Origin of the sequence: Brachybacterium subflavum (assembly GCF_009299795.1) — a bacterium.
Taxonomy (GTDB): Bacteria; Actinomycetota; Actinomycetes; order Actinomycetales; family Dermabacteraceae; genus Brachybacterium; species Brachybacterium subflavum.
Window position 1 is genome coordinate 1 of sequence record NZ_VIGP01000004.1, and the last position, 26,360, is coordinate 26,360.

Sequence of the window (26,360 nt, forward strand, 5' to 3'; positions counted from 1 at the left end):
CTACCACCGAAACTGACTATTAGATTAACCGGAGCGCCCAACCCCATCCGAGAAACCCGAAACAGTGTTTCCGGTCCCCCGAACCTGTCGGCCGGGCACGAGGTAATAACTTACGCACCCCGAGCCCCCACGTCAACTCCACAGCCCCAGGTCAGAGCGTGTTCTGCACCACGTGCGTCTGGGTGGGCCCCGCTCCTCGACGCGGGAGATTCCCCTCTCACGCGGTCGGAGCCCTCGCGTCGTGCCTGTGTGTGTGTGGGCCACGAGCCTGCGGTGCCTGCCGGCGCATTGCCGTGCGCCCAGCGCTCTGAGGACCGAGTTTCAGGCGGACGGCACCAGGCCGCGGTGCAGGGCCACGATGCCGCCGGTGAGGTTGCGGAACTGGACCTGCTTCAGGCCCTCCTCGAGCATCCAGGTGCGCAGCTCCTCCTGGTCCGGCCAGTCGAGGATCGACTCCGAGAGGTAGTCGTACGCCTCCGGGCTCTGCGTCACCCGATGGGCGACCGCGGGGATCGCGCGCAGCAGGTACCTGCTGTAGACCGTGCGGAACACGGTGGAGGTGGGCGTCGAGAACTCGCAGATGACGACCCGCCCACCGGGCCGGACCACGCGCGCCATCTCGCCGATCGCGGTCCGGGGCCGCTGCACGTTGCGCAGACCGAAGGAGATGACTGCTGCGTCGAAGGAGTCATCGGCGAAGGGCAGCGCCTGTGCATCGGCGGCGACGAACGGGATGTGCGGCTGGCGCCGACGGCCCTCCTCCATCATGCCCAGGGAGAAGTCCGCGGCGACGGCGTCGGCGCCGGCGTCGACCAGCGCGGCCGTCGACGTGCCCGTGCCGGCGGCGATGTCCAGGACCTGCTGGCCGGGGGTGATGTCGAGCGAGTCCACCATCGCCCGGCGCCACGAGCGCACCTGACCCAGGGCGGCGAGGTCGTTCATGAGGTCGTACCTGCGCGCGATGCCGTCGAACATCCCGGCGACGTCGTAGGGGTTCTTGTCGAGATCCGCGCGGTTCATGCCTCCGATACTGCCAGAACTCGGGCCCTCGTCCGTCCCCTACGGGACCGTCCACACAGCGGAGCCGTGTCGCACGGAGTGGGGACCTCGTCGGACAATGGCATGGTCGGCGCCGACGCGGCGCTCTCCGGCGCCGCGGCCGCCGCGCCCTGTCCACCATCCTCACCTCTCAGGAGGCCCAGTGCCCGCGCTCGACCGCATCACCATCCCCGATGAGCTGCTCCCGACGGACGGGCGGTTCGGCTCCGGTCCCTCGCGGATCCGTCCCGAGCAGATGGCCGCTCTCTCGGCCGTCGGCTCGAGCGTCATGGGGACCTCCCACCGACAGGCGCCCGTCAAGGACCTCGTGCGCCGGGTCCGCGAGGGCCTCGCGGAACTCTTCTCCCTCCCCGAGGGGTACGAGGTCGTCCTGGGCAACGGCGGCTCGACCGCGTTCTGGGATGCGGCCGCCTTCGGTCTGATCCGCGAGCGCGCGCAACACCTGGTCCTCGGCGAATTCTCCTCGAAGTTCGCGGCGGAGATCGCTGGCGCGCCCCATCTCGCGGATCCCTCGGTGCTGCGCGCCGAGCCCGGGGCCGGCATCGCCCCCCGGGCGGATGACACGGTGGACGCCTACGCCTGGCCGCAGAACGAGACGTCGACCGGCGTGATGCTCCCCGTGGTCCGCCCCGAGGGAGCCGATGAGGACCAGCTGGTCCTCATCGACGCGACGAGCGCCGCAGGCGGGGTGGCCGTGGACCTCGCCCAGACCGATGCCTACTACTTCGCCCCGCAGAAGTCCTTCGCCTCCGACGGCGGGCTCTGGATCGCAGCCCTCTCCCCCGCCGCGATCGAGCGCGCCGAGCAGCTCGCCGACGGCGACCGCTGGATCCCCGAGTTCCTCTCGCTCACGGCCGCGATCAGCAACTCCCGCAAGAACCAGACGCTGAACACCCCGGCGATCGCGACCCTCGTGCTGCTCGCCGAGCAGATCGAGTGGATCCTCGCCCAGGGGGGCCTCGCCTGGGCCGACGCCCGCACCCGTGCCACCAGCGGCCTGCTGCAGGACTGGGCGGCCTCGCGCGAAGAGGTCACCCCCTTCGTCACGGACCCGTCGCTGCGCTCGCAGGTCGTGACGACGCTCGACCTGGCCGACGACGTCGACGCCGCGGGCATCGCCTCTCTGCTGCGCTCGCGCGGGATCGTGGACATCGAGCCGTACCGGAAGCTCGGCCGCAACCAGCTGCGGATCGCGACCTTCCCCGCGGTGCCGGAGTCCGATGTGCGCGCCCTGATCGCGGTCCTCGACCACGTCCTGGACGCCCTGCGGGAGGACTGAGCAGAAGGCCGGTCACGGGGACGGACCGGACCACCCGGGCCAAGGGCCTGGGCCGGATGGCCCCCGAGCCGTCGGCCCGGGCCCTTCCTTCGCACCGCTCCGGCGCGGCTACTCGCGGACGCTGTCGCGCGGAGCGTCCAGGAGGACGTCGCGCAGCATGCGGGCGGCTGTCTCCAGCTGCCCGAGCTGGGTGTCGTCGAGGCCGTCGACCCGCTCGCGCAGCCAGGCGCTGCGGGCCCGTCGGCCCTCCTCGACGATCGTCGCGCCCGCCTCGGTGAGGGCGAGCAGAACCTGTCTCCGGTCGCTCGGGTGCGGACGCCGGGCGACCCAGCCCGCCTCCTCGAGCCGGCCGATGATGCGGGTCATCACGGGCGGACTCACGCGCTCGAAGTCGGCGACGCGCCCCGGCGTCGCCTCGCCCTCCCGGTGGAGGTAGGCGAGGACGGAGAACTGGGCCACGGAGACCTGGTCGGAGGCGGCGCGCGAGCGCAGGCGCCGCGAGGACACCAGCAGCACGCGGTGGAGATCCGCGACGATGTCGTCGACGTGCGCCTCGCGAGCCGGGTCGCTCACGTCAGCAGGCTCTCGAGGGGGCCGCGCAGGAAGTAGAGCACGAACATGACGGCCACCACGTACATCAGCCAGTGGACCTCGCGGGCCTTGCCGCGCACGATCCGGATCACGACGAACATGAGGAACCCCGCGCCCATGCCCACCGTGATCGAGTACGTGAAGGGCATCAGCATGATGGTGAGGAAGGCGGGGATCGCCTTCTCGACGTCGGTGAAGTCGATCGAGGTCACCTGGGTCATCATGAGGAAGCCGACCATCACCAGCGCCGGGGTGGCCGCCTCGTAGGGCACCATCGCGACGAGCGGTGAGAGCAGGGTGCTGAGCAGGAACGCGAGGCCCGCGACGACTGCGGCCAGACCCGTGCGGGCGCCCTCGGCGACGCCCGATGCCGACTCGGCGTAGCTCGTGGCCGAGGAGACGCCGCCGACGCCGCCGGCGATCGCCGCGAGGGAGTCGACCACCAGGATGCGCTGGGAATGGGGGATGTCGCCGTCGTCGTCGAGCATGTCGCCCTCGGCGGCGACCGCGACCATGGTGCCCATGGTGTCGAAGAAGTCGGCCAGCAGCAGCGAGAACACGATCGTGGTCGCGCCCACGGCGCCGGCCGCGGTGATGCCGCCGATGGGGTCGACGGTGAACAGGGTCGAGAAGTCGGGCATCTGCAGGGGCGAGCCGCCGAGGCTCGGCACGTTCAGGCTCCAGCCGTGCGGGTTCGCGGCACCGCCGTCGGACCCGTCGGAGTATGCGCCCACGCCGACGACCTGCTCGATGACGATCGCGAGCACGGTGGCGGCGACGATCGCGATGAGGATGGCGCCGGGGATCCTGCGCACGTACAGCGCGAACATGAGGACCAGGCCCACGATGAAGACGAGGATCGGCCAGCCCGCCAGGGAGCCGTCCGCGCCCAGCTGGACCGGGGTGCCGTCGGCGGGGGTGATGAAGCGGGCGTTGAACAGGCCCACGAAGGCGATGAACAGGCCCAGGCCCACGCCGATCGCGGTCTTCATGAACGGCGGCACCGCGTTGAAGACGGCCCGGCGGAACCCGGTGAGCACGAGGATCAGCACGACGACGCCCTCGATCACCACGAGGCCCATCGCGCCGCCCCAGGTCATGCCCGGCAGCGGCGCGACCGAGTAGGCGATCACGGCGTTCAGGCCGAGGCCCGCGGCGAGAGCGAGGGGGAACTTCGCCCAGGCGCCCATGAGGATCGTGAGGAGGCCGGCGACGAGCGCCGTGCCGGCGGCGACCGCGGGCAGGTTGGGCTCGGTGCCGCCGCCCAGGTAGTGCCCGGTGGAGTCGGGGACCGTGCCGATGATCAGCGGGTTCAGCACCACGATGTAGCACATCGCGAAGAAGGTGACGATGCCGCCGCGCACCTCGCGGCCGATGCTGGAGCCCCGGGCGCTGATCCCGAAGAAGCGATCGAGGCCGGAGGGGGCGCCGGTGGGGGCGGGCGCGGTCGTGCCGGGGGGCGTCGTGTGCATGTCCAGATGCTATCGGCGCACGCGTGCGGGACGTTCCCCGGGCGGTTGCGCTGGACGCTCCGCGCGAGCCGGATCGGCGCTGAGGACGCCCGGCGGCGCGTGCGCTCGGCGGACAAGCGCCGAGCGCACGCGCTGCTCAGCTGTCCAGACGGTCCTTCTGCGACTGGATGAAGCGGTAGTAGTCGGCGTGCGTGAGATCACGCGCGGCCTCTTCGTCGACGACGACGGTGACCGCGGGGTGCATCTGCAGGATGCTCGCCGGGCAGGCGGCGCTCACGGGCCCCTCGACCATGTCCCGCACGGCCCGGGCCTTCCCCTCGCCGGTCGCGATGAGCACGATCCGGCGGGCCTCGCGGATGGTCTCGAGGCCCTGGGTGAGGACGTGGATCGGGACCTCGTCGGGGCTCGAGAAGAAGCGCGCATTGTCGCGCACGGTCTGCTCGGTGAGGGTCTTCACGCGGGTGCGGGAGCCGAAGGAGCTGCTGGGCTCGTTGAAGCCGATGTGGCCGTTGGCGCCGATGCCGAGGATCTGGATGTCCACACCGCCGGCCTCGCCGATCGAGGCGTCGTAGCGCACGGCCTCCGCACGCGGGTCGGGCGCCTCGCCGTCGGGCGAGAGCACGAGCTCATCGGGGATGTCCACGTGGCCGGTGAAGGTGTCGCGGATGAAGCGGTGGTAGCTCTGCTCGTGGTCGGCGCTGAGGCCGATGTACTCGTCGAGCAGGAAGGCGCGGGCGTGGGCGAAGCTCAGTCCCTGCTCGCGGTGGCGCGCGATCAGCTCGCGATAGGTCAGGACCGGGCTCGAGCCGGTCGCCAGGCCGAGCACGGCGCCGTCCTCGCCGCGCTCGTGCAGGACCTCCTCGAAGCGGTCGGCGACGAGGGCGGCCGCCTGCTCGGCGTCCTTCGCGATGATGATCTCCACGGGTCCTCCTGCAGTCCGCCGTCCGGCTCGGGCAGCACCCGACGGACGGCTCATCGATGATCGAGCATGACCGGTTCGAACGTCCGCCGCTCACGTACGGTCACATCATAGGGCACGCGGGACGGTCCGGAGCGCGCACGGCGGGGCCGCTGCGCGCGACCGATCATCGACCCGATGGTCCGGACAGCAGGACGCCGACGGGCCCCGGGGATGGTTCCCCGGGGCCCGTCGGCGTCCTGGCGCGTCAGCGCCTCGTGCGCATGGCGGTCAGCGCGTCACTTCTTCTTCGGACCGGCCGCGAGCTCGAAGGCGCCGCGGGGGTTGGTCGACTGCGGGATGCCGATGATGTCGCGGCGCGAGATCGCGGTGCTCACCCAGTCGGCGACGACGGCGGCCTTCCGGCCGATCGTCGGCATCGTGTACAGGTGGTAGGCGCGCGCTGCGGCCCAGGCCGGGAGGCCCTTGAGCTCGATGCGCTTGTCGCCGAGCAGCACGTAGCCCATGCCCTTGTACATGCCGAGGGTCGCCATGGTGCCCATGTTCTTGTGGTAGTAGTCCACGAGCGGGCGTCCCTGCACGGAGCGCGTGACGTTGTCCGCGATCCGCTTGCCCTGGCGCACGGCGTGCTGGGCGTTGGGCGGGCAGATCTTGTCCTCGCCGGAGGCCAGGTCCGGGACTGCCGCGCAGTCGCCGCCGGCGAACACGTCGTCCATCGCGCCGTCAGCGCCCTTGACGCGCAGGTCGGGGAGGCACTCGAGCTTGCCCATCTTCGGGCCGCGCTCGGAGAGCACGGGGATGTCGAAGGCCTCGGCCTCGCTCAGCAGCGGGTTCGGCTTCACGCCCGCGTTCCAGACGATCAGGTCGGTCTCGAACTCGTCGTCGTCGCTGGTCTTGATGACGTTGTTCTCGCAGGAGTTCACGAACGTCTCGAGCTTGACCTCGACGCCGCGCTCACGCAGCTGGTTGAGCGCGTAGGCGCGCTGCTCCTCGCTGACCTCGGGGAAGATGAAGGGCGCGGCGTCGATGAGCACGAAGCGCACGTCCGAGGAGTGCAGGTCGGGGTAGTAGCGCAGGGCGTCGCGGACCATGTCCTCGGCCTCCGCCACGGCCTCGCCGCCGGCGAAGCCGCCGCCGATGAAGGTGAAGGTGAGCAGGCGCTTGCGGGTGCGGGGATCCTTGGTCGACGCGGCCTCCGCGAGGTTCGCGAGGATGCGGTCGCGCACGGCCACGGCCTCCTCGACCCACTTGAAGCCGATCGCGTTCTCGGCGAGGCCGGGGATCGGCAGCAGGCGCGGCACGGAGCCCAGGCCCAGCACGAGGTAGTCGTAGGAGATCTCGAGGTCGTCGCCGTCCTCGGTCTCGACCGAGACGACCTTCTCGGAGCTCTTCACGCCGGTGACGGCACCGGTGACGACCTTGGTGCCCGAGAGCGCCTTGCGGAGCGGGGCCAGCGCGTTGCGCGGGTCGATCGAGCCGGAGCCCACCTCGGGGAGGAAGGGGGCGAAGGTCAGGTACGGGCGCGAGTCCACGACCGTGATCGCGATGTCGGAGCCGAGCGACTTGCGCAGCTCGCTGGCCGTGGTGAGCCCGACGGACCCGCCGCCGAGGATGAGGACATGGGGCTTTCCGCCGGTGATGGTGTTCATACCGACAGGATAGGGCCAAGCGGCTGTGCGAGGAAAAAACCTCCGCTCGGCAAGACATCGCCGCTTTCGGGGCGTTTCTGCGTCACTGCCCGCACGTTCGTGCAGGTCGCCGCTTTCCGCGCGGTGGTTCAGATCACAGCAGGGACAGCGCGATGCCGTCGAGGATGTCGTGCTCGGAGGAGCGCACCTCGAGGATCCCGGAGGCGTCCTGCACCCTGGCGAGCACGCGCTCCCAGATCAGCGCGCCGGCGCCGATCACGTCGATCCGTCCGGGATGGATGATCGGGCGGCGGCGGCGCTCGTCCGTGCTCATGGCGAGCACCTCGAGGCAGACCTCGCGCACGCGGGCGATGTCCAGGCGCGCGCCGTGGGTGGCATCGGGCGTGTAGACCTCGAGGCCCTGGGCGAGAGCGGTGAGCGTGGTGACTGTCCCGGCGACGCCGACGAGGGTGCGGGTGGGCGCCAGCGGCACGGTCTCCTCGGCGCGGTCGAGCAGGGAGTCGATGTCCGCGCGCGCGGCCTCGATCTCCGCGGTGCTCGGCGGGTCGGAGCGCAGGTGGCGCTCGGTGAGACGGACGGAGCCCATGTCCAGGCTGATCCGGTGCTCGGGCGCCTCGACGCCGGCGACGAGCTCGGTGGAGCCGCCCCCGATGTCCACGACCAGGCGCTGCCCCGGGACGAGTCCGTCGAGGGTGCTCACGGCTCCGCGGAAGGACAGCTCGGCCTCGGCATCCCCGGGGACGACCTCGGGAACGACCCCGAGGATCTCCCGGACGCCGTCGATGAACTCCTCGCGGTTGGCGGCGTCGCGCGTCGCGGAGGTGGCGACGAAGCGGATCCGCTCGGCGCCGTGCGCGGAGATCGCCGCGGCGTACTCGCGCGTCGCCGCGAGGGTGCGCTCGATCGCGGTGGGGTCGAAACGCCCGGTGCGGTCCACGCCGTAGCCCAGGCGCACGACCTCCATCCTGCGCTCGACGTCCACGAGCCCGCCGTCGGCCGAGCCGCGGACGATCAGAAGGCGGATCGAGTTCGTGCCGCAGTCGATCGCGGCGACGGGGGTCGCGGAGCTCTCGGCGGCGCTCATCGCTCGTCCTCCTCCTCGTCGGCCTGCTCGAAGCTCTCGCAGCGGCAGACGGAGATCTCGGTGTCGGGCGCGATCTCGGCGAGGACGAGGTCGGCCACGGGGTTGATCCCGGGCCCCTCGGCCAGTCCGTGGCCGATGATCGCGTGCAGGCACTTCACGCGGCCGGGCATGCCGCCCGCGCTGATGCCCTCGATCTCCTCGACGCTCCCGAGCTCGGCGCGGCGCTCGAGGTAGCGCTCGTGGGCGCGGCGATAGCCCGCGGCGAGCTCGGGATCCTCGCCGAGCTGCGCGGTGAGCTCGGTGAGGCGCCCCGCGGCCTCGAGGTGCGAGGCGGCCTGCACCATGCTGGGCAGGGTGAGATAGAACGAGGTCGGGAACGGCGTGCCGCCGGGGAGCCGGGGCAGGGTGCGCACCACGGCGGGGCGCCCGCAGGCGCAGCGGCGCGCGACAGAGTGGACGCCGCGCATCTCGCGGCCCACCTGGTCCCGCATCCGGGCGAGGTCGTCCTCGCTCGCGGGGGTCTCGTGCGGCAGCGGCGGAAGCGCGCCGGGGAACGGGGTGGGAACGGGTTGGGGAAGCGTGGTCACTCGTCGTCCTGGTCGCTGGGTGAGTCGGCGCCGCCGCCCGCGTCGGAGGCGCCGGATCCGTTGTTCCTGCCCGTGCCGGGGGCCTGCGGGTCGTCGGCCCTGCCGTCGGCCGGCGAGACCGACGTGGTGCCGGGGTCGGCGCGGCTCGCGCCCTCGACGCTGCTCCACAGGGTCGCGTACCAGGCGCCGGAGGAGGCCTCGGCCTGCTTCTGCTGCGCCTCCGTGAGCGGGACGTCGTTCCCCGAGGAGTCCATGAGCCGGTACTGCGTCTCCCCCGGCATCGCGTAGAGCAGGCGCTCGCGGGCCTGGGCGGCCACGTAGTTCGGGTCGTCCCAGCGGTCGACCTGCGTCTGGAGATCGGCGACCTCGTCCCGCTGGTCGGAGACCTGGTCCTGGAGGGAGGCGAGCTCCTGGCGCTGGGCGATGAAGGTGTTGAGCGTCGGCACGAGAGTGGCGAGGGCCACGACGATCACCGCGATGAGGATGAGCGCCCGACGCGTGATCGTGATGACCGGGCCGTCGGGCTCGTCGGCAGGATCCGTGCCGCGGGGCACGCTGCGCGGGCGGGAGGCGGAGGCGGGGCGCGAGGAGGCGCTGCCCGGTCGCCGATCGCCGGAGGCGCGGGCGCGGTCGCCGCGCCGGCCCCCGGACGCGGCGACCGGGCGTCCCGTGGATCGCGGGGCGCCCGGTCGTCGTGCAGTCATGCGCTCGAGAGTAGCGCGCTCAGGCGGAGAACCGCGGGAACGCCGAGGCGCCGGCGTAGGTCGCGGCCTCGCCCAGCTCCTCCTCGATGCGGATCAGCTGGTTGTACTTGTTCACGCGCTCGCCGCGGGCGGGGGCGCCGGACTTGATCTGGCCGCAGTTCACGGCGACCGCGAGGTCCGCGATCGTGGTGTCCTCGGTCTCGCCCGAGCGGTGCGACATCATGCAGCGGTAGCCGCTGCGGTGCGCGAGGTCGACCGCGTCGAGGGTCTCGGTGAGCGAGCCGATCTGGTTGACCTTGACCAGCAGCGCGTTGGCGGCACCGAGGTCGATGCCCTTGCCGAGCCGCTCAGGGTTGGTGACGAAGAGGTCGTCGCCCACGATCTGGACCTTGTCGCCCAGGGCGTCGGTGATGGCCTTCCAGCCGTCCCAGTCCTCCTCGTCCAGCGGGTCCTCGATGGAGACCAGCGGGTAGGCGTCCACGAGCTCGGTGTAGTAGTCGATGAGCTCCTGGCTGGACTTCTTGCCGCCCTCGAAGGCGTAGGAGCCGTCCTCGAAGAACTCGGAGGCGGCGACGTCGAGCGCGAGCGCCACGTCGGCGCCGGGGGCGTAGCCGGCGTTGCGGACCGCCTCGAGGATGAGATCGAGCGCCGCACGGTTGGACTCGAGGTTCGGCGCGAAGCCGCCCTCGTCGCCGAGGCCCGTGGCCAGTCCGCGCTCCTTGAGGACGGCCTTGAGCGCGTGGTACACCTCGGCGCCCATGCGGACGGCCTCCACGAAGCTGCTCGCACCGATCGGCGCGATCATGAACTCCTGGATGTCGACGTTGGAGTCCGCGTGGGACCCGCCGTTGAGGATGTTCATCATCGGGACGGGGAGCACGTGGGCGTTCGGGCCGCCGACGTACTGGTAGAGCGGGAGGGCCGAGGAGTCGGCGGCGGCGCGGGCGACCGCGAGGGAGACGCCGAGGATCGCGTTCGCGCCCAGGGTGCCCTTGTTGGCGGTGCCGTCGGCCTCGATCATGGCCTGGTCGATGGCGCGCTGCTCCTGCGCGTCCAGTCCCACGACCTCCGGGCCCAGGGAGTCGACGACGGCCTGGACGGCCTTGGTCACGCCCTTGCCGAGGTAGCGGCCCTTGTCGCCGTCGCGCAGCTCGACGGCCTCGAACTGGCCGGTGGAGGCGCCCGAGGGGACCTCGGCGCGGGCGAAGGTGCTGTCGTCCAGCAGCACCTCGACCTCGACGGTGGGGTTGCCCCGAGAATCGAGGATCTCGCGGGAGATGACGGCGTCGATGAGAGCCATGTGGGTTTCCTTCCTTCGGTGAGGTCAGGTCCGGCGCCGCACGGGCGGGCCGGTGTCGGGGCCAGTCTAGTCGTCGCGCAGGGGCGGACCCTGGGCCGCCCACGGCGGGCGCCGGCTCCTCAGCGCGGGAGCTCCCGCGTGCGCGTGAGAAGGGTGCGCAGCGCCGACTCGGGGTCGACGTCACGGGCCTCGGCACCGCGCACGACGGCCAGCAGCGCGAGCGCGATGTCCGCGCCCCACTCCTCGGCGTCGTCGGCCGCGGCGGCGGACTCCGCGGCCGCGGAGAGCTCTTCGAGCCGACCATCGGAGCGGGAGCGGTGGACGCTCTTGGCGGCGGCCTGGAGCGCGGGCAGCGCATGGGGGATGCCGTCGAACCAGGTATCGGGAAGGCGACCGGTCCGCAGAGCTGCGCGGTCCCCGTCCAGCTCCGCCCGCTCCTGCGCCTTCACGGCATGCCACTGGGCGATGATCTGCTCGACGTCGCCGCGGTCCCCGAGCGCGTCCCCGCGGTCCGCGCCGAAGACGTGCGGGTTGCGCCGCTCCATCTTCTCGACGAAGGCGCGGGCCACGTCGTCGACGTCCCAGGCGGGGTCCTCCTCCTGCCCGAGGCGCGCGTGGAAGAGGATCTGGAAGAGCAGGTCGCCGAGCTCGTCGGGCAGATGCCCCTCCCCCTCCTCGATCGCCTCGAGGACCTCGTGGGTCTCCTCGAGGAGGTAGCGGGCGAGCGAATGATGGGTCTGCAGGGCGCTCCAGGCGTCCCCGTCGGGGGCGCGCAGGGCCTCCATGACGGCGACGGCGCGCAGCAGCTCGGCCCCGCGCGGCGCCTGCGGGGTGTCGGGCCGCTCGGGGCTCACGCCGCGTCCTCCGCCTGCGCGGGCCGCAGCACGCCGAGCACCTTCCGGGCCCAGGCGAGCAGCTCATGGTCGCGCAGCTCCGTGCCGCCCACGCGGGAGGTCGTCGGCCGGGGGACGAGCACCTGGCGCACGGCGGGCTTGAGCATGGTGCCCGGGTACAGGCGCTTCATGCGCATGGCCACGGAGTCGGGCAGCTCGAGGTGGGCGAAGCGGATCATCTTGCCCTGCGCCTGCACCTCCTCGATGCCGGCGTCCCGGCACTCGAGGCGGAATCGGGCCACGTCCAGCAGCACCTCGACCGGGGCCGGCGGCGCGCCGTAGCGGTCCGCGAGCTCGGCGCGGACCTCCTCGATGGTCGCCGGATCGCTCGCACCGGAGAGCTTCGAGTAGGCCTCGAGGCGCAGGCGCTCGGAGGCGATGTAGTCGTGGGGCACATGGGCGTCCAGCGGCAGCTCGACCTTGACGTCCTTGGTGGGCGCGGTGGACTCGCCGCGGAAGGCCGCGACGGCCTCCCCCACCATCCGCACGTAGAGGTCGAAGCCGACGCCCGCGATGTGCCCGGACTGCTCGCCGCCCAGCAGGTTGCCGGCGCCGCGGATCTCGAGATCCTTCATGGCCACCTGCATGCCAGCGCCGAGGTCGGTGTTGGTGGCGAGCGTGGTCAGGCGGTCCGATGCGGTCTCGGTGAGCGGCTTCGAGCCGTCGTAGAGGAAGTAGGCGTAGGCGCGCTCGCTCGAGCGGCCCACGCGGCCGCGCAGCTGGTGCAGCTGGGAGAGGCCGAAGCGGTCGGCGTTCTCCACGATCAGCGTGTTGGCGTTGGCGATGTCCAGGCCGGTCTCGACGATCGTGGTGCACACGAGCACGTCGAACTCCTTCTCCCAGAAGTCGACGATCACCCGCTCGAGCTGGTTCTCGTTCATCTTGCCGTGGGCCACCTGGACGCGCGCGTCGGGCACGAGCTCGCGCAGCCGCTGGGCGGTGGCGTCGATGTCCTCGACGCGGTTGTGGATGAAGAAGACCTGGCCCTCCCGCAGCAGCTCGCGGCGGATCGCGGCGGTGATCTGCTTGTCGTCCTCCGCACCCACGTAGGTGAGCACGGGATGGCGCTCCTCGGGCGGGGTCGCGAGCGTGGACATCTCACGGATGCCGGTCACGGCCATCTCGAGGGTGCGCGGGATCGGCGTGGCGGACATGGACAGCACGTCCACGTTCGTGCGCATCGCCTTGAGGGTCTCCTTGTGCTCGACGCCGAAGCGCTGCTCCTCGTCGATGATCAGCAGGCCCAGGTCCTTGAATCGCACCTGTCCCGTGATCAGGCGGTGGGTGCCGATGACCACGTCGACGCTGCCGTCGCGCAGGCCCTCGATGGTGGCCTGCGAGTCGGCGTCGGACTGGAAGCGGGAGAGCCCGCGCACGGTGACGGGGAAGCCCGTGAAGCGCTCGGTGAAGGTGTCCAGGTGCTGCTGGGAGAGCAGGGTCGTGGGGGCGAGCACGGCGACCTGCTTGCCGTCCTGGACGGCCTTGAAGGCGGCGCGCACCGCGATCTCCGTCTTGCCGTAGCCGACGTCGCCGAGGATCAGGCGGTCCATCGGCACGGCCTTCTCCATGTCTCCCTTGACGTCGTCGATCGTGGAGAGCTGATCGGGGGTCTCGACGAACTCGAAGGAGTCCTCGAGCTCGCGCTGCCAGGGGGTGTCGGGGCCGAAGGAGTGGCCGGGGGCGCTCTGGCGCGCGGAGTACAGGCGCACGAGCTCGTCGGCGATCTCGCGGATCGCCTTGCGGGCCCGCGACTTGGTCTTCGCCCAGTCGGCGCCGCCCATGCGGTTGACCGTGGGGTCCTCGCCGCCGACGTACTTGGTGACCTGGTCGAGCTGATCGCTGGGGACGTAGAGCCGGTCCCCCGGCTGCCCCTTCTTCGAGGCCGCGTACTCGATGACGAGGTACTCGCGGGTGGTCGCCTTGGCGCCGGAGCCCACGGTGCGGCTGGTCATCTCGACGAAGCGGCCGACGCCGTGGTGGGCGTGGACGACGTGGTCGCCCGGCCGCAGCTGCAGGGGATCCACGACATTGCGGCGGCGCGAGGGGATGCGCCGCTCGCCCCCGGCGCGGCGCTGGCCCGTCTTGCCGGTGACATCGCGCTCGGAGATCACCATGAGCCGCAGCGACTCGTCGACGAGACCGTCGGCGAAGGGGCCGACCGTGACGATCGGCTCGCCCGGTGCGGGCGGCACGTCGAGCGGATGGACGTACCGCGCGGGCAGGCCCTGCTCCTGGAGCGACTCGGCGGCGTGGCGGGCACCGCCGCTGCCGGTCATGGTGACCACGATGCGCCAGCCCTCGGCGCGACGGGCGGTGAGGTCCTTCGCGATGTCCTCGCCGCGCCCGGAGTAGCCGGGGTGGTTCACGGCGCGCGCGGTGAGGTCGACGTCGGTCTCGAGGCCGAAGGGAGCCAGGGTGTGCCAGCGCTGGCCGCGGGAGCGGGCGTGCTCGCGCACGTCCGGGAGCGGCACGAAGCTCGCCTCGCCGACGTCGATGGGCAGGCCGCCGCCGGCGGCCGCGCTCGACCAGGCCGCGGCGAGGAACTCGTCGGTCGTGGAGACCAGCTCCGCCCCGCGGGCGCGCACGCGCTCGGGATCGATCACGAGGAAGCGGGAGTCCGCGGGGAGCACGTCGACGACCTGCTCCATCTCCCCCACCAGGACCGGGCTGAGGGACTCCATGCCGTCCACGGCGATGCCGGCGGCGATCCGCTCGAGCATGTCGCGCACGCCCGGGAGCTTCTCGGCCATGTCCCGCGCGCGCTCGCGCACGGTCTCGCTGAGCAGGATCTCGCGGCAGGGCGCGGCGTCCAGCCCGTGGGGCACGGACTCCAGGGAGCGCTGGTCGGCGATGGAGAAGTACCGGACCTCATCGACCTCGTCGCCGAAGAGGTCCACGCGCACGGGGTGGGGCTCGGTGGGCGGGAAGACGTCGAGGATCCCGCCGCGCACGGCGAACTCGCCGCGCTTCTCGACCATGTCGGTGCGCACGTAGGCGGCGTCGACGAGGTCCTGCTCGAGGCGCTCGAGCGAGTAGTCGTCACCCACGCGGGCGCGCACGGCGCGCAGGTCGCCGAGGCCCTTCGCGATCGGCTGCAGCAGGCTGCGCACCGGGAGCAGGAGCACGCTGACGCCCTGCTCGGTCTCGGGATGGGCGATGCGCCGCAGGGTCTGCAGGCGCCGGGCGACGGTGTCGGCGCGCGGGGACAGCCGCTCGTGCGGGAGGGTCTCCCAGGCGGGCAGCTCGGCCACGTGCGCGGTGCCGACCATCGCCTCGAGGGCGGCGCGCGCATCCTCGGCCGCACGGGTCGTGGCGGTGAGCACGACGAGGGGCGACTCGGGCGTGGCGCTGCGCGCGAGGTCGGCGACCGCGAAGGGCACCAGGGAGGTCGGGGCGACGGTCGCCGAGTCCTCGACGGGGACGTCGGATGCGGCCGGGTCGGGGGCGACGAGCTCGCGCAGACGCGTGAGGTCCTCACCGCTCGCGACGAGGTCGAGCAGCGGGGCGAGCGGGGCCGACGGAGCCGGCGGGGTCGAGGCGGTCATCGGGCCTCCCGGGAGTGGACGGTCTGCTGGGCGGCGGTGAGGCCCTCGAGGACGAGCAGCTCGAGCGCGTCGCCCGCCTCGTCGATCACGAGGTCGAGCTCCCTGCGCTCGGCGGGGCGGAAGGGCGCGAGCACGTGATCCGCGGTGTCCTGTCGTCCGGGCGGCCGGCCCACCCCGACGCGCACGCGCAGGTACTCCTTGGTGCCCAGCGCCTTGGTGATGTCCCGCAGCCCGTTGTGGCCGCCCTCTCCCCCGCCCCGTTTGAGGCGGAGGGTGCCGAAGGGCAGGTCGACCTCGTCGTGCACGACGATCACGTGCTCGGGATCGACGCCGTAGAAGGAGGCGAGGGCGGAGACGGGGCCGCCGGAGGTGTTCATGAACCCGGTGGACTTCGCGAGGATCGTGCGGGCGCCCGCCCCGGGCGGGCCCATCCGCCCCTCGATGACGACGGCGGGGGCGCGTCGCGCCGACTTGAAGCGACCGCCGGTCTGGGCGGCGACGTGGTCGAGCACCCTCTGGCCGATGTTGTGCCGGGTGGCCGCGTAGGAGGGGCCCGGGTTGCCGAGGCCGACGACGAGGAACGTCTCGTTCGCGGTGGTCATGGGGCATCCTCCAGGGGCGATGTGGGGCGGGGACCTGGGAGACGCTACCGGGGCGCCGCGCAGTGCGCGACGCCCCGGTGACGAGCTGTGAGCAAGCGATCGCAGGGCGACCGCGCGGGCTCACTCCTCCTTCTCGGACTCCTCCGAGGACTCCTCGGCGTCCTCCGAGGACTCCTCGCCCTCGGCGGTCTCCTCGCCCTCGGTCTCCTCCTCGGGCTCCTCCTCGACGCGCGGCAGCTGCACCGCGACGACGAGCAGCTCCGGATCGGTGATGAGCTCGGTGCCCTGGGGAAGGACGACGTCGCCGGCGAACAGCTGGTAGCCGTCCTCCTGCTCCTCGACGGAGATCTCGATGCTCTCGGGCACCGCGAGGGCATCCACGGAGAGCGTGAGCGACTGGGCGTCGACGACCGCGATCGCCGGGGAGACGGGCTCGCCGGTGACGTACACGGGGATGTCGACCTCGACCTTCTCGCCGCGGCGGACGAGGATCAGGTCGAGGTGGGTGATGTTGCGCGACAGCGGGTGGCGCTGGATCTCCTTGATGAGGCCCAGGTGCGACTCCCCGTCGGGGAGGGTGAGGTCCAGCAGCGCGTTGGCGTTGCGGGCCGCCAGTGCGGTCTCGTGGCCGGGCAGCACGAGGTGCACCGGATCGGTGCCGTGGCCGTACAGGACGGCGGGGATCTTGTTCTCGCGGCGGATGCGGCGGGCAGCGCCCTTGCCGAACTCCTCGCGCTTCTCGACGTTCAGCTTCTCAGCCATGGGGATGCTCCTTGCGGTTTCCGGGCGGCGAGCGCACGCCGCGGAACCGGGCGCCCTCGCCGAGGGAGCCGTCCCGCACCGCGTCGATCACGGAGAGCGGATGCTCTCCCTCGCCGAAGTGACCCGGGGAGATTACCACGGGCGGGCCCGACGCAGGACGGCCGGGCGAGGGGCCTCACAGCCCCGCGCCCGGCCGTCCGCCGCTGCGTCCGCCCGGGGTCAGACCTCGCCGTCGAAGAGGCTGGTGACGGAGCCGTCGTCGAAGACCGCACGGATCGCGCGGGCGAGCAGCGGGGCGATCGAGAGCTGGGTGAGCCCGTCGAACCACTTCTCCTCGGGGATCGGGAGGGTGTTTGTGCAGATCACCTCGCGCACGCTGCTGCTGCGCAGGCGCTCGGCGGCGGGGTCGGAGAGGATCGGGTGGGTGGTCGCCACGATGACGCTCGCGGCGCCGTTCGCCTTCAGCGCCTCGACGGCCTGCACGATGGTGCCGGCGGTGTCGATCATGTCGTCCACCAGCACGCAGGTCTTGCCCGCCACGTCGCCGATGACGCGCTTGGCGACGGCCTGGTTGGGCTTCTTGGGGTCGCGCGACTTGTGGATGAAGGCCAGGTTCACGCCGCCCAGGCGCTTAGCCCACTGCTCCGCCACCCGGATGCGGCCGGCGTCGGGCGAGACGACCGTGAGGTCCTCCTCGCCGTACTTCGAGCTCACGTAGTCCGCGAGGATCGGCAGCGCCATGAGGTGGTCGAGCGGGCTGTTGAAGTAGCCCTGGACCTGCGGGGCGTGCAGGTCCACGGAGATCATGCGGTCGATGCCGGCGGTCTCGTAGAGATCGGCCATCAGCCGCGCGGAGATCGGCTCGCGGCCGCGGTGCTTCTTGTCCTGGCGGGCGTAGGGGAAGGAGGGGGCGATCGCGGTGACGCGCTTGGCGGAGGCCCGCTTGAGCGCGTCGATCATGATCAGGTGCTCCATCACCCACTGGTTGATGGGGGCCGGGGTGGACTGGAGCACGAAGGCGTCGGCGCCGCGCACCGACTCGCCGTAGCGCACGTAGATCTCGCCGTTGGCGAAGTCCCAGGCGTCCATCGGGAGCACATCGACCCCGAGCTCCTCGGCGACCTCCTGGGCGAGCACGGGATGAGCCCTCCCGGAGACCAGGACCAGCCGCTTCTCGCCTGTCGCGGTGATACCGCTCATCAGTTCTCCTGTTCCTTCCCGTCCTCGGACGAAGACGCCTCCGTCTCGCCGGCGCCGGCCTGGGCGGCGCGCGCCGCCTCGTCGGCGACGGTGCCGGGCCGACGGCGCGAGGTCCATCCTTCCACGATCTTCATGGTGGTGTCGTTGACGGCCAGCGCCCCGGGCGGGACGTCCTGGAGGATCGTCGTGCCGCCGCCGGTCACCGCGCCGTCTCCGATCTCGACAGGGGCGATGATCACGTTGTCCGCGCCGACCTTCGCATGCCGGCCCACGCGCGAGCGGTGCTTGTCGACCCCGTCGTAGTTCGCGAAGATCGTGGCGGCCCCGATGTTGGTGCCCTCGCCGATCTCGGCGTCCCCCACGTAGCTGAGGTGGGGCACCTTCGCGCCGTCGCCGATCTGGGCGTTCTTCGTCTCGCAGAAGCCGCCGATCTTGCCGTCCGCGCCCAGCACGGTGCCCGGACGCAGATAGGTGAAGGGGCCGACGGACGCCCCGGGGCCGATCTCGGCCAGCAGCGCGTGGGTGCGCACCACGCTCGCGCCGTCGTCGACCTCGGTGTCCTGGAGGGTCGAGTCGGGGCCCAGGCGGACGTCCTCGCCGATCGTGGTCGCGCCCAGCAGCTGCACGCCGGGCTGGATCACGGTGTCCTGACCGATCGAGACCTCGGCGTCGACCCAGGTGGTCGCGGGGTCGACGATCGTGACGCCCGCGCGCATGTGGCGCTCGAGGAGGCGGCGGCGCATCTCGGAGCCGAGCTGGGCGAGCTGGACGCGGTCGTTGACGCCCTCGACGAGCATCGCATCCTCTGTGACCAGGGAGCGCACGGCGCCGCCCTCGGCGCGCGCGATCGCGAGCACGTCGGTGACGTACATCTCGCCCTGGGCGTTGTCGGTTGTGACCCGGCCGAGGGCACGGCGCAGCACGTCGACGTCGAAGGCGTAGATGCCGGAGTTGATCTCGTCGATCGCGCGCTGGTCCTCGTCGGCGTCCTTGTGCTCGACGATCGCGGCGACCTCGCCGGACTGCGGGTCGCGCAGGATGCGGCCGTAGCCGGTGGGATCCGCGACGCGGGCGGTGAGCACGGTGACGGCGCTTCCCGCGCCCTCGTGCGCGGCGACCAGCTCGGTGAGCGTCGCCGCGTCCAGCAGCGGCACGTCCCCATAGGTGACGAGCACGGTGCCGGAGTCCGAGCCGACCTGCTCGAGGCCGCACTGGACGGCGCGGCCCGTGCCGGGGACGGCGTCCTGGTCCGCGATGAGGACGTCCGGTGCGTGCTCGGCGAGATGGCCCGCGACCTTCTCGCGCTCGTGGCGGACCACGGCGATCAGCTGGGCGGGCGAGGTGCCGCGAGCGGCCTCGATCGCGTGCAGCAGCAGGGAGCGGCCGCACAGAGGATGCAGGACTTTGGGGATCCTGGATCTCATGCGGGTGCCGGCTCCTGCGGCGAGCACGATGACGGCGGCAGGTGCGGGGACGTTCACGCGGTTCTCCTCGGTGCGCTGGACGGGGCGCTGGCACGGTTCCGGATCCGGCGCCGACGCGAGCGCCGGCGGACCGTTCCGCCATCAGGACTCGAACCTGAAACTTCAGAACCAAAATCTGAGGTGTTGCCGATTACACCATGGCGGAGCACCCCTGGGCGGGGCCATCGGGATCCTATCGGCCGACGTCCGGCGGGCGAGCGGCGGGGCGAGGCGTGGGAGACTCGCCTCATGGCCACCGCTTCCGAGAAGCCGTCCGCCCGCGCCGGCGGCCCCCGCTCCGTCGGTCCCCGTGCCCGCGCGCCGCGGATGAGCGGGCGCGAGCGCCGGGAGCAGCTCGTGGTGATCGGCCGCTCGGTGTTCGCCGAGAAGGGGTACGACGCCACCAGCGTCGAGGAGATCGCCGCCCGCGCGCAGGTCTCCAAGCCGATCGTCTACGAGCACTTCGGCGGCAAGGAGGGGCTGTACGCGGTGATCGTGGACCGCGAGACCTCGACGCTGCTGGGCGCGCTCGAGGCGGCGCTCGACGATCATCGGGCCCACCCCCGCACGCTCATGGAGCGCGCGGCGCTCGCCTTCCTCACCTACATCGACGGGCGCGAGGACGGCTTCCGGATCCTGGTGCGGGACTCCCCCGCGACCCACCAGGGCGGCTCGTACTCGACGCTGCTCGGGGACGTCGCCGCGAAGGTCGAGTCGATCCTCACCGCGCAGCTGCGGCTGCGCCGCTACACCGCGGCCGACGCGGGGCTGTACGCGCAGATGCTCGTGGGCATGGTCGCGTTCACCGGTCAGTGGTGGCTCGAGACGCGCATCCCTTCGAAGGAGGACGTGGCGGCGCGGATGGTGAACCTCTCCTGGTTCGGCCTCGGCGCTCTGCAGAAGGACCCGCAGCTGCGCGGGAAGTGAGACCGGGAGCGGAGGCGGGGATCGGAGACGGGGATGGAGCGCCGCCCAGGTGCGCATCAGCTCCTCCCCGGCGATTCCGTAGACTCGCCCCCATGCCGCCTGCCGCCCCACGCACCGACGAGGTCGACCGGATCGTCGCCGGCTGGGCCCAGGCCCGGCCCGATCTGGACACCTCGCCCCTCGAGGTCTTCTCCCGCATCTCGCGCCTCGCCCGCCACCTGGAGTCCGCGCGCCGCGCCGCCTTCACCGCGACGGGCCTCGAGGGCTGGGAGTTCGACGTCCTCTCGGCCCTGCGCCGTGCGGGCGACGAGCCGCTGAGCCCCGGTGCTCTCATGCGGCAGACGCTCGTGACCAGCGGCACCATGTCCACCCGCCTCGAGAAGCTCGCCTCGCGCGGGCTCGTGCGGCGCGAGAAGGATCCCCACGACGGCCGCGCAGTGCGCGTGAGCCTCGAGCCCGCCGGCATCGAGAAGGTCGACGCCGCCATGGAGATCCTCCTGGAATCCGAGCGCGAGGTGCTCGGCGGGGGCCGGTCAGATACCGCGGGCGCCGAGTCGCAGCGGGCCCACTTGCAGGATCCCGCGGGCACGGCGGCCGATGGCGAGATGCTCGCCCGGGCGCTGCGCGAGCTGCTGCTGCCCTTCGAGACCGAGAACTGACGCGCCGGTGGACTGACGCACCGGCGGACTGACGCACCACAGAACCGACGCGCCGCCGGCGCATCAGAACCGCCGACGCGGGCCGTCCCACCGGGACGTGCTCGCGAGAAACGATTGGGGAGTCCCGAACGCATGGCCCATCTACTGGGAGCCGAGAAGATCCATGTCGCCCTGCCCGCCCGCGTCCTGCTGGACGCCGTCACCCTGGGCATCGAGGACGGCGACCGCATCGGCGTCGTCGGCCGCAACGGCGACGGCAAGTCCACGCTGCTGCGCGTGCTCGCGGGGGCGCAGACGCCCGACGACGGACGCGTGACCGTGCGCGGAGGCCTGCGCGTGGGTGCGCTGTCCCAGCAGGACGTGGCCGAGATCGGGGAGAGCGTCCGCTCGCGCGTGGTCGGCGACCGCCCTGAGCACGAGTGGGCCTCGGATCCCCGGATCCGCGACGTCCTCTCCGGTCTGCTGGGCGAGCTCGACCTCGACGCCGAGCTCACGAGCCTCTCCGGCGGCCAGCTGCGCCGCGTCCACCTCGCCGAGCTGCTGGTGCGCGACGTGGACGTGATGCTCCTGGACGAGCCCACGAACCATCTGGACGTCGAGGGCATCTCCTGGCTGGCGGGCCACCTGAAGCGGCGCTGGCCCTCGCGCAGCGGGGGCATCGTGGTGGTCACCCACGACCGCTGGTTCCTCGATGAGGTCTGCACGCGCATGTGGGAGGTGCACGACGGCGTGGTCGACCCCTTCGAGGGCGGGTACGCGGCCTACGTCCTGCAGCGCGTAGAGCGCGACCGCCAGGCCGCCGCGATCGAGGCCAAGCGCCAGAACCTCATGCGCAAGGAGCTCGCCTGGCTGCGACGCGGGGCCCCCGCACGCACCTCGAAGCCGAAGTTCCGCATCGACGCCGCGAACGAGCTGATCGCCGGCGAGCCGCCCCTGCGCGACACCGTCGAGCTCACCCAGCTCGCGACCTCGCGCCTGGGCCGCGACGTGATCGATCTGGAGGACGTGAGCGCCGGATACGAGGGGCGGGAGGTCATCCGCGATGTCACGGTGCATGTGGGGCCGGCGGACAGGATCGGCGTGCTGGGCCCGAACGGCGCCGGGAAGTCCACGCTGCTGGCCCTGGTCACAGGGGATCTGGAGCCGATGGCCGGACGCGTGAAGCGTGGGAAGACCGTCACGGTCCAGCAGGTCACCCAGAAGCTCGAGGGCCTCGCCGATCATCTGGACGAGCGGGTCAGCGATGTCGTCGGCCGTTACCGCACCACGTTCCGGGCGGGGAAGGACGAGGTCACCCCGGGCCAGCTGCTCGAGCGCCTCGGGTTCACCACCGCGCATCAGAAGGTGCGCGTGGGATCTCTCTCCGGCGGGCAGCAGCGGCGATTGGATCTGCTGCTGACGCTGCTGGACGAGCCCAACGTGCTGGTGCTCGACGAGCCGACGAACGACATGGACACCGACATGCTCGCGGCCATGGAGGATCTGCTGGACACCTGGCCCGGCCCGCTGATCGTCGTCTCGCACGACCGCTATCTGCTCGAGCGCGTGACGGACATCCAGTACGCGGTGCTCGACGGGCACGTGCGTCACCTGCCGGGCGGCGTGGAGCAGTACCTCGCGCTGCGTGCGGCGGGCGCGGGCGAGAGTGGTGCACGGACGTCGGCGGGGACGTCTGAGGCGTCGGCGCCGGCCCCCGATGCTCAGCCGACGACGGCCTCCCCCGCCACCGCACTCTCGGGCCGCGAGCTGAGGGAGGCGCAGAAGGCGCTGTCCGCTGTCGAGAGGCGGATGGAGAAGCTGACCCGTCGCGCCGAGGAGCTCACCGCGCAGATGACCTCGCACGATCCGGGGGACGTCTCCGGCCTCCAGGAGCTCGGCGCGACGCTCCAGAGTGTCCAGGGCGAGCTCGCCGAGACCGAGGAGCGCTGGCTGGAGCTGTCCGAGCAGGTGGGCTGAGCGCGCGCACCTGAGCGCTCGGCCTGGACCATCAGTCACGGACCCTGAGCTCCGCGGGACGCGGGCCGCGGGCCGCGTGCGCAGGGAGCACCGACGTCACCGCCAGCGGAAAGCCCGGACGGCCACGATGCCGATGCCCGCCGTCCAGGCGACGAGGACGAACACGAGCATCCAGTCGAGTCTCCCGTCGAGCCACGCGCTGGTGATCGCCTGCGACGCCGCCCCGAAGGGACTGAGCGCCGCCAAGGTCTGCGCCCACGGAGGCATCAGCGGGCCCGGGGTCCAGATGCCGCCCGCGAGCAGACACGTGAAGAGCGTCAGCACCCCGATCCCGTTGGCGGCGCGCGAGGTCGAGGCCAGACCTGCGATCACCGATCCGATGGCGAACATCGAACAGACCGCCAGCACGGCGACGACGGCGAGAGCTAGTGGCGAGGCCGGCATGCGCACTCCCAGCACGGCCACGGACAGGAGGAGCGCGAGACCGGCCCCGGCCACGATCGTCGCCGCGTTGACGAGGACCTGCGCCAGGAGCAGTTGGGTCGCCCCGGTCGGTGCGGCCCGCAGGCTCCGCAGGAATCCGGTCTCGCGGTACCCGGCGATGGCGACGGGAAAGCTAATCAGCGCGACGGAGGAGATGGTCACCAGCAGCGAAAGTGGGGAGAGCAGATCGATCCCCCGCAGACCTTCGCCGGTCGCACCGTTTTGCAGCGGCTCGCGCAGGCCTGGGACGACAAATCCCTGGACGAGCAGGAGGACCGAAGGGAGAAGAATTCCTGTGAACAGGGCCGACGGGCTGCGCAACAGCAGCAGTGCCTCGACACGGCTCAGGGCGGCCACCGGCGAGGTCATGACGCCCTGCGCTCGGCGGAACCCGAGACCAGGGCGAGGTACGCATCCTCCAGGTCTGTGGCTTCACCAGTGGGCGCGTCTGCCATGGCGGTGACCAGCGACTGCGGTGGGCCGGTGAAGGCGCCGACGCCTTCAACGATCACGCAGATGCGGTCACACAGTCGTGCGACCTCGTCGATCGCGTGGCTCACCAGGAGGATCCCCGTCCCGTTCTCGCGCATACGGTCGATGATCGTCCAGACCTCCCGACGGCCCACCGGGTCGAGCCCCGTGGTGATCTCGTCCAGCACGACGATCTGAGGCCGTCCGATCAGCGCGAGCGCGATCGCAAGGCGCTGACGCTGACCACCTGAGAGTGTGCCGAACGCTCGGGTTCTCACTTCGCGCAGGCCGACGAGCTCCAGCAGCTCGGTTCCGTCGGCCGGATCCCGGTGTAGAGCGGCGAACATGTCCACTGCCTCGCGCACCCGAAGCGCAGCGGGCAGCGCGGTGGACTGCATCTGGTACCCCAGGATCTCCCGTACCCGCCGAGGCGAGACCGCCGGGTCGAGACCTTGCACGCGCACGCGGCCGCCATCGGGATGCGTCATACCGCAGATGCACTCCAAGGTGGTCGTCTTCCCCGCGCCGTTGGGACCGAGGATGCCGAGGACTTCGCCGGCGTAGAGGTCGAGGTCGAGGCCGTCGACAGCCCGCGCGGACCCGAACGACTTGACCAGACCTCTGACCTCGAGCGCCTTCACCGGGGCTCCTCGGTCCCGGTGGGGCGAGGTCTCGGGACGAGCCCCACCAGGTGACAGACAGCCTGCACGAGAACCATCGAGAACGCCCCGAGGGCGGCCATCAAGACGAGCTCGGCGGACCATCGAGGACCGATCAGGATCATCGATGCGAACCACGTGACGACGAGGACTGCGGTGAGCATGACCGCCCGTGCACCCGCCGTCGCGCGGTCTGCCTTCGGCGGGAACGCGGTGTCCACGACCCCTCCGACCTGCAGGAGGGCGATGCCCACCCCTGTTCCGACGAGGAAGCCCGCCACGGGGATCTCGAGCGCCTGATCGGCGAGCCAGGTGACGAGGACGAGGACGCCGATCGCCAGGGCGAGCGCGTCGATGGCGACCGCCGCACATCCGCGCAGGGCACCGGGGCGTCGGTGGCGGTCCTGACGCCCGCGGGGGATGTAGTCCCAGGACCGGGCCCGGTAGATCCCGGCGATCAGTCGCCCGAGAATCATCATCGCGAGCGGCACGAGTAACGGGCTCACAGGATTGCCGCTGATCGCCCAGAGCACCGAGGCGAGAGCGAAGGCGACGCACAGAGAGGTTGCGCGCTCCAGCCACCACGACGTCAGGAAGAGTCGGCGTGCTGCGGACAGATCAACGGGGTGCAGGAGTCTCTTGACCTCGACGGGCGGCAGATCCACGGATTCACGCATCTCGTTCACGGTCTCCTCCAGGGTGTGGTTTCGATGTGGTGTGAGCCGAGCCCGCCCCGGGCGATCTGGTAGACCTTCTGGCGGGAGACGGCGAGCTCCGCCGCGACGCTGACCGCGCTGAAGTCCTCGAGCAGCGCTTCCACGGCGACCGCACGGATGCCGGCGGCACGGGACACCAGGTGCGACATCAGTGCACCGACCTCCGAGGCCAGCAGCGCGACGGCGTGCGCTCCACCGAAGGGCATGGCCCAGTCAGGGTCCCCTGAGGCCGCCGCCGCGTGGAGTGCGTCGCCGCCGTCCTCGAGATGGACGCGCACCTCGGCAGGCGTGAGGCCGACCGCGACGAAGCGGTGCACCGCCTCGGCGAGGAGTGCGGGGGATTCCGCATCGCGGTGGGCGAGAACCTCACGCCAGCGGTCGATGTCGGTCTCGGGCGACTGCATGTCACCCCTGGGGTTACGTTGCATGCATCGACCATGTCCCCACACACCCTCGGCTGTCAACCCTAGGGCGACAGCCATTCTCTCTCTGCTAGCACACCCGTGCTAGCGTGTGGACGATGGCACGCGTGGACCATGAGGCAAGACGCCGGATGCTAGCCGCGGCGGTATGGCACCTTCTCGCTGAAGGCGGCATCGAGGCGGCCTCCGTGCGCGGCGTGATGGCCGAGACAGGACTGTCCTCGGGGTCGATCCGCTTCTTCTTCTCCACCCAGGCCGAGCTCCACGAGTTCGCGATGTCCTCCCTCGCCGACCGTGTCCGCGAACGCATCCGACGTGTCGGCTCAGAAAGCGGTTCGGGCGCGCGCGCCGTGGCGATGGTGGCAGAGCTGCTTCCTCTGCGCGACGACACGGAACGGGAACTGGGCGTGTGGCTCGCCTTCGTGGGCCGGTCCCGCCACGAACCGGCACTCGCCCGCATCGTCGCCGAGCAGGCAGACGCCGTCCGGCAGTTCCTGGCAGGGATCCTCGAGGATCTCGCGACGCTCGGCCTCCGGGACGAGGTCGAGAACCCACGGGCTGAAGCTGCTCGGATCAACGCCCTCGTCGATGGCCTCACCCTCGAGCTGCTGACCGTCCCGGGCCTCCTCACGAGAGACGAGGCCGGGATCATGCTCCGGGAAGCACTGCTCCCCGGAAGCGCTTCGCGTCCAGGAGGTGACCAATGACAGACCCATCCCGCCACGACCCCTCCCATCGCGATGCTCGCGGGCCGGCGCCGAGCCGCCGATGGGCCCCATGGTGGCTGTACCTCGTGATCCTGCTGGGCGCCAACTACGCGCGAAACGGCCTTGTGTCGACGGACTCGCTTCCTGTGCCCATCGTCGTGGTGATTGCACTCGCACAGGCCGGGTTGCTGTTCCTCCTGATCACCGCAGTCTGGCGGTCTGTGCACCGCGGTCCCTCCTGAGTGCCCGGC

The 26,360-nt window shown here is 71.6% G+C and carries 24 protein-coding genes and 1 tRNA gene; 5 read left to right on the forward strand and 20 right to left on the reverse strand.

Annotated elements, in window-relative coordinates; translation table 11 throughout:
* Positions 1-321 precede the first annotated feature (321 nt).
* The gene (locus FHG10_RS10145; RefSeq protein WP_152353229.1) at positions 322-1,020 is read right to left on the reverse strand and encodes a demethylmenaquinone methyltransferase; all 699 of its coding nucleotides are present in this window, start codon (positions 1,018-1,020) and stop codon (positions 322-324) included.
* Positions 1,021-1,201: 181 nt separating this feature from the next.
* On the opposite strand from FHG10_RS10145, the gene serC reads away from it, so the two are divergent.
* Positions 1,202-2,338 carry a phosphoserine transaminase gene (gene serC, locus FHG10_RS10150; RefSeq protein ID WP_152353230.1) on the forward strand — a complete coding sequence of 379 codons (1,137 nt, stop codon included), beginning with the start codon at positions 1,202-1,204 and terminating at the stop codon, positions 2,336-2,338.
* A gap of 108 nt (positions 2,339-2,446) precedes the next feature.
* Here the strand turns inward: serC and FHG10_RS10155 are convergent, their stop codons facing one another.
* The 15 genes from FHG10_RS10155 to FHG10_RS10225 form a co-directional block, all read right to left on the reverse strand.
* Positions 2,447-2,911: a MarR family winged helix-turn-helix transcriptional regulator gene (locus FHG10_RS10155; RefSeq protein ID WP_193636262.1), complete on the reverse strand. Its 465-nt coding sequence runs from the start codon at positions 2,909-2,911 to the stop codon at positions 2,447-2,449.
* The gene (locus tag FHG10_RS10160) at positions 2,908-4,401 is read right to left on the reverse strand and encodes an NCS2 family permease (protein ID WP_152353231.1); all 1,494 of its coding nucleotides are present in this window, start codon (positions 4,399-4,401) and stop codon (positions 2,908-2,910) included. Before FHG10_RS10160 ends, FHG10_RS10155 begins: the two co-directional genes overlap by 4 nt.
* 136 nt (positions 4,402-4,537) lie before the next feature.
* On the reverse strand, positions 4,538-5,323 hold the full coding sequence (gene nagB, locus FHG10_RS10165; protein ID WP_152353232.1) for a glucosamine-6-phosphate deaminase: 786 nt from the start codon (positions 5,321-5,323) through the stop codon (positions 4,538-4,540).
* 275 nt (positions 5,324-5,598) lie between these two features.
* Positions 5,599-6,969, reverse strand: coding sequence for an NAD(P)/FAD-dependent oxidoreductase (locus FHG10_RS10170; protein ID WP_152353233.1), 1,371 nt, complete (start codon positions 6,967-6,969; stop codon positions 5,599-5,601).
* 133 nt (positions 6,970-7,102) lie between these two features.
* Entirely contained in the window at positions 7,103-8,053 is a 951-nt protein-coding gene (locus tag FHG10_RS10175) for a Ppx/GppA phosphatase family protein (RefSeq protein WP_152353234.1), read from the reverse strand.
* Positions 8,050-8,640 (reverse strand): DUF501 domain-containing protein, encoded by a 591-nt coding sequence (locus FHG10_RS10180; RefSeq protein ID WP_406565160.1) that lies wholly within the window; start codon positions 8,638-8,640, stop codon positions 8,050-8,052. Before FHG10_RS10180 ends, FHG10_RS10175 begins: the two co-directional genes overlap by 4 nt.
* A complete protein-coding gene (locus FHG10_RS10185; RefSeq protein ID WP_152353235.1) occupies positions 8,637-9,344 on the reverse strand; it encodes an FtsB family cell division protein in 708 nt (235 codons plus the stop codon). Before FHG10_RS10185 ends, FHG10_RS10180 begins: the two co-directional genes overlap by 4 nt.
* 19 nt (positions 9,345-9,363) lie before the next feature.
* Positions 9,364-10,644, reverse strand: a complete 1,281-nt coding sequence (gene eno / locus FHG10_RS10190) for a phosphopyruvate hydratase (RefSeq protein ID WP_152353236.1) — start codon at positions 10,642-10,644, stop codon at positions 9,364-9,366.
* 119 nt (positions 10,645-10,763) lie between these two features.
* Entirely contained in the window at positions 10,764-11,498 is a 735-nt protein-coding gene (locus FHG10_RS10195; RefSeq protein WP_227488177.1) for a MazG nucleotide pyrophosphohydrolase domain-containing protein, read from the reverse strand.
* Entirely contained in the window at positions 11,495-15,082 is a 3,588-nt protein-coding gene (gene mfd / locus FHG10_RS10200; protein ID WP_152353237.1) for a transcription-repair coupling factor, read from the reverse strand. Before mfd ends, FHG10_RS10195 begins: the two co-directional genes overlap by 4 nt.
* On the reverse strand, positions 15,079-15,684 hold the full coding sequence (gene pth / locus FHG10_RS10205; RefSeq protein ID WP_152353238.1) for an aminoacyl-tRNA hydrolase: 606 nt from the start codon (positions 15,682-15,684) through the stop codon (positions 15,079-15,081). The genes mfd and pth overlap by 4 nt, the downstream gene beginning before the upstream one ends.
* Positions 15,685-15,804: 120 nt before the next feature.
* Positions 15,805-16,446, reverse strand: a complete 642-nt coding sequence (locus FHG10_RS10210; RefSeq protein ID WP_152353239.1) for a 50S ribosomal protein L25/general stress protein Ctc — start codon at positions 16,444-16,446, stop codon at positions 15,805-15,807.
* A 219-nt stretch (positions 16,447-16,665) separates the two neighbouring features.
* Complete coding sequence (locus tag FHG10_RS10215; protein WP_152353240.1) at positions 16,666-17,646, reverse strand: ribose-phosphate diphosphokinase; 981 nt, start codon at positions 17,644-17,646, stop codon at positions 16,666-16,668.
* Positions 17,646-19,127: a bifunctional UDP-N-acetylglucosamine diphosphorylase/glucosamine-1-phosphate N-acetyltransferase GlmU gene (gene glmU / locus FHG10_RS10220; RefSeq protein WP_152353241.1), complete on the reverse strand. Its 1,482-nt coding sequence runs from the start codon at positions 19,125-19,127 to the stop codon at positions 17,646-17,648. Before glmU ends, FHG10_RS10215 begins: the two co-directional genes overlap by 1 nt.
* Before the next feature lie 76 nt (positions 19,128-19,203).
* Positions 19,204-19,275, reverse strand: a tRNA-Gln gene (locus FHG10_RS10225).
* Between the two features lie 83 nt (positions 19,276-19,358).
* On the opposite strand from FHG10_RS10225, the gene FHG10_RS10230 reads away from it, so the two are divergent.
* From FHG10_RS10230 to FHG10_RS10240, 3 genes are all read left to right on the forward strand, one after another.
* Positions 19,359-20,036 carry a TetR/AcrR family transcriptional regulator gene (locus tag FHG10_RS10230; RefSeq protein ID WP_406565161.1) on the forward strand — a complete coding sequence of 226 codons (678 nt, stop codon included), beginning with the start codon at positions 19,359-19,361 and terminating at the stop codon, positions 20,034-20,036.
* A 92-nt stretch (positions 20,037-20,128) separates the two neighbouring features.
* Positions 20,129-20,695 carry a MarR family winged helix-turn-helix transcriptional regulator gene (locus tag FHG10_RS10235; RefSeq protein WP_152353242.1) on the forward strand — a complete coding sequence of 189 codons (567 nt, stop codon included), beginning with the start codon at positions 20,129-20,131 and terminating at the stop codon, positions 20,693-20,695.
* Between the two features lie 132 nt (positions 20,696-20,827).
* Positions 20,828-22,651: an ABC-F family ATP-binding cassette domain-containing protein gene (locus FHG10_RS10240; protein WP_152353243.1), complete on the forward strand. Its 1,824-nt coding sequence runs from the start codon at positions 20,828-20,830 to the stop codon at positions 22,649-22,651.
* Positions 22,652-22,747: 96 nt separating this feature from the next.
* Here the strand turns inward: FHG10_RS10240 and FHG10_RS10245 are convergent, their stop codons facing one another.
* The 4 genes from FHG10_RS10245 to FHG10_RS10255 are packed head-to-tail and all read right to left on the reverse strand — an operon-like array spanning position 22,748 to position 25,408.
* A complete protein-coding gene (locus FHG10_RS10245; RefSeq protein WP_152353244.1) occupies positions 22,748-23,503 on the reverse strand; it encodes an ABC transporter permease in 756 nt (251 codons plus the stop codon).
* Entirely contained in the window at positions 23,500-24,246 is a 747-nt protein-coding gene (locus tag FHG10_RS10250) for an ABC transporter ATP-binding protein (RefSeq protein ID WP_227488178.1), read from the reverse strand. The genes FHG10_RS10245 and FHG10_RS10250 overlap by 4 nt, the downstream gene beginning before the upstream one ends.
* Complete coding sequence (locus FHG10_RS18240) at positions 24,243-24,950, reverse strand: hypothetical protein (RefSeq protein ID WP_227488179.1); 708 nt, start codon at positions 24,948-24,950, stop codon at positions 24,243-24,245. The genes FHG10_RS10250 and FHG10_RS18240 overlap by 4 nt, the downstream gene beginning before the upstream one ends.
* A complete protein-coding gene (locus tag FHG10_RS10255; protein ID WP_152353246.1) occupies positions 24,947-25,408 on the reverse strand; it encodes a hypothetical protein in 462 nt (153 codons plus the stop codon). The genes FHG10_RS18240 and FHG10_RS10255 overlap by 4 nt, the downstream gene beginning before the upstream one ends.
* A 269-nt stretch (positions 25,409-25,677) precedes the next feature.
* Between FHG10_RS10255 and FHG10_RS10260 the strand changes: the two genes are divergently transcribed.
* Positions 25,678-26,109, forward strand: a complete 432-nt coding sequence (locus FHG10_RS10260; RefSeq protein ID WP_193636263.1) for a TetR family transcriptional regulator C-terminal domain-containing protein — start codon at positions 25,678-25,680, stop codon at positions 26,107-26,109.
* The last annotated feature ends 251 nt before the right edge of the window (positions 26,110-26,360 follow it).

Coding starts and splice junctions, on each gene's coding strand:
- FHG10_RS10145 (WP_152353229.1), bottom strand. CDS start 1,020: ATGAACCGCGCGGATCTCGACAAGAACCCCTACGACGTCGCCGGGATG.
- FHG10_RS10160 (WP_152353231.1), bottom strand. CDS start 4,401: ATGCACACGACGCCCCCCGGCACGACCGCGCCCGCCCCCACCGGCGCC.
- FHG10_RS10170 (WP_152353233.1), bottom strand. CDS start 6,969: ATGAACACCATCACCGGCGGAAAGCCCCATGTCCTCATCCTCGGCGGC.
- FHG10_RS10175 (WP_152353234.1), bottom strand. CDS start 8,053: ATGAGCGCCGCCGAGAGCTCCGCGACCCCCGTCGCCGCGATCGACTGC.
- FHG10_RS10185 (WP_152353235.1), bottom strand. CDS start 9,344: ATGACTGCACGACGACCGGGCGCCCCGCGATCCACGGGACGCCCGGTC.
- eno (WP_152353236.1), bottom strand. CDS start 10,644: ATGGCTCTCATCGACGCCGTCATCTCCCGCGAGATCCTCGATTCTCGG.
- mfd (WP_152353237.1), bottom strand. CDS start 15,082: ATGACCGCCTCGACCCCGCCGGCTCCGTCGGCCCCGCTCGCCCCGCTG.
- pth (WP_152353238.1), bottom strand. CDS start 15,684: ATGACCACCGCGAACGAGACGTTCCTCGTCGTCGGCCTCGGCAACCCG.
- FHG10_RS10210 (WP_152353239.1), bottom strand. CDS start 16,446: ATGGCTGAGAAGCTGAACGTCGAGAAGCGCGAGGAGTTCGGCAAGGGC.
- FHG10_RS10215 (WP_152353240.1), bottom strand. CDS start 17,646: ATGAGCGGTATCACCGCGACAGGCGAGAAGCGGCTGGTCCTGGTCTCC.
- FHG10_RS10230 (WP_406565161.1), top strand. CDS start 19,359: ATGGCCACCGCTTCCGAGAAGCCGTCCGCCCGCGCCGGCGGCCCCCGC.
- FHG10_RS10235 (WP_152353242.1), top strand. CDS start 20,129: ATGCCGCCTGCCGCCCCACGCACCGACGAGGTCGACCGGATCGTCGCC.
- FHG10_RS10240 (WP_152353243.1), top strand. CDS start 20,828: ATGGCCCATCTACTGGGAGCCGAGAAGATCCATGTCGCCCTGCCCGCC.
- FHG10_RS10245 (WP_152353244.1), bottom strand. CDS start 23,503: ATGACCTCGCCGGTGGCCGCCCTGAGCCGTGTCGAGGCACTGCTGCTG.
- FHG10_RS10255 (WP_152353246.1), bottom strand. CDS start 25,408: ATGCAACGTAACCCCAGGGGTGACATGCAGTCGCCCGAGACCGACATC.
- FHG10_RS10260 (WP_193636263.1), top strand. CDS start 25,678: ATGTCCTCCCTCGCCGACCGTGTCCGCGAACGCATCCGACGTGTCGGC.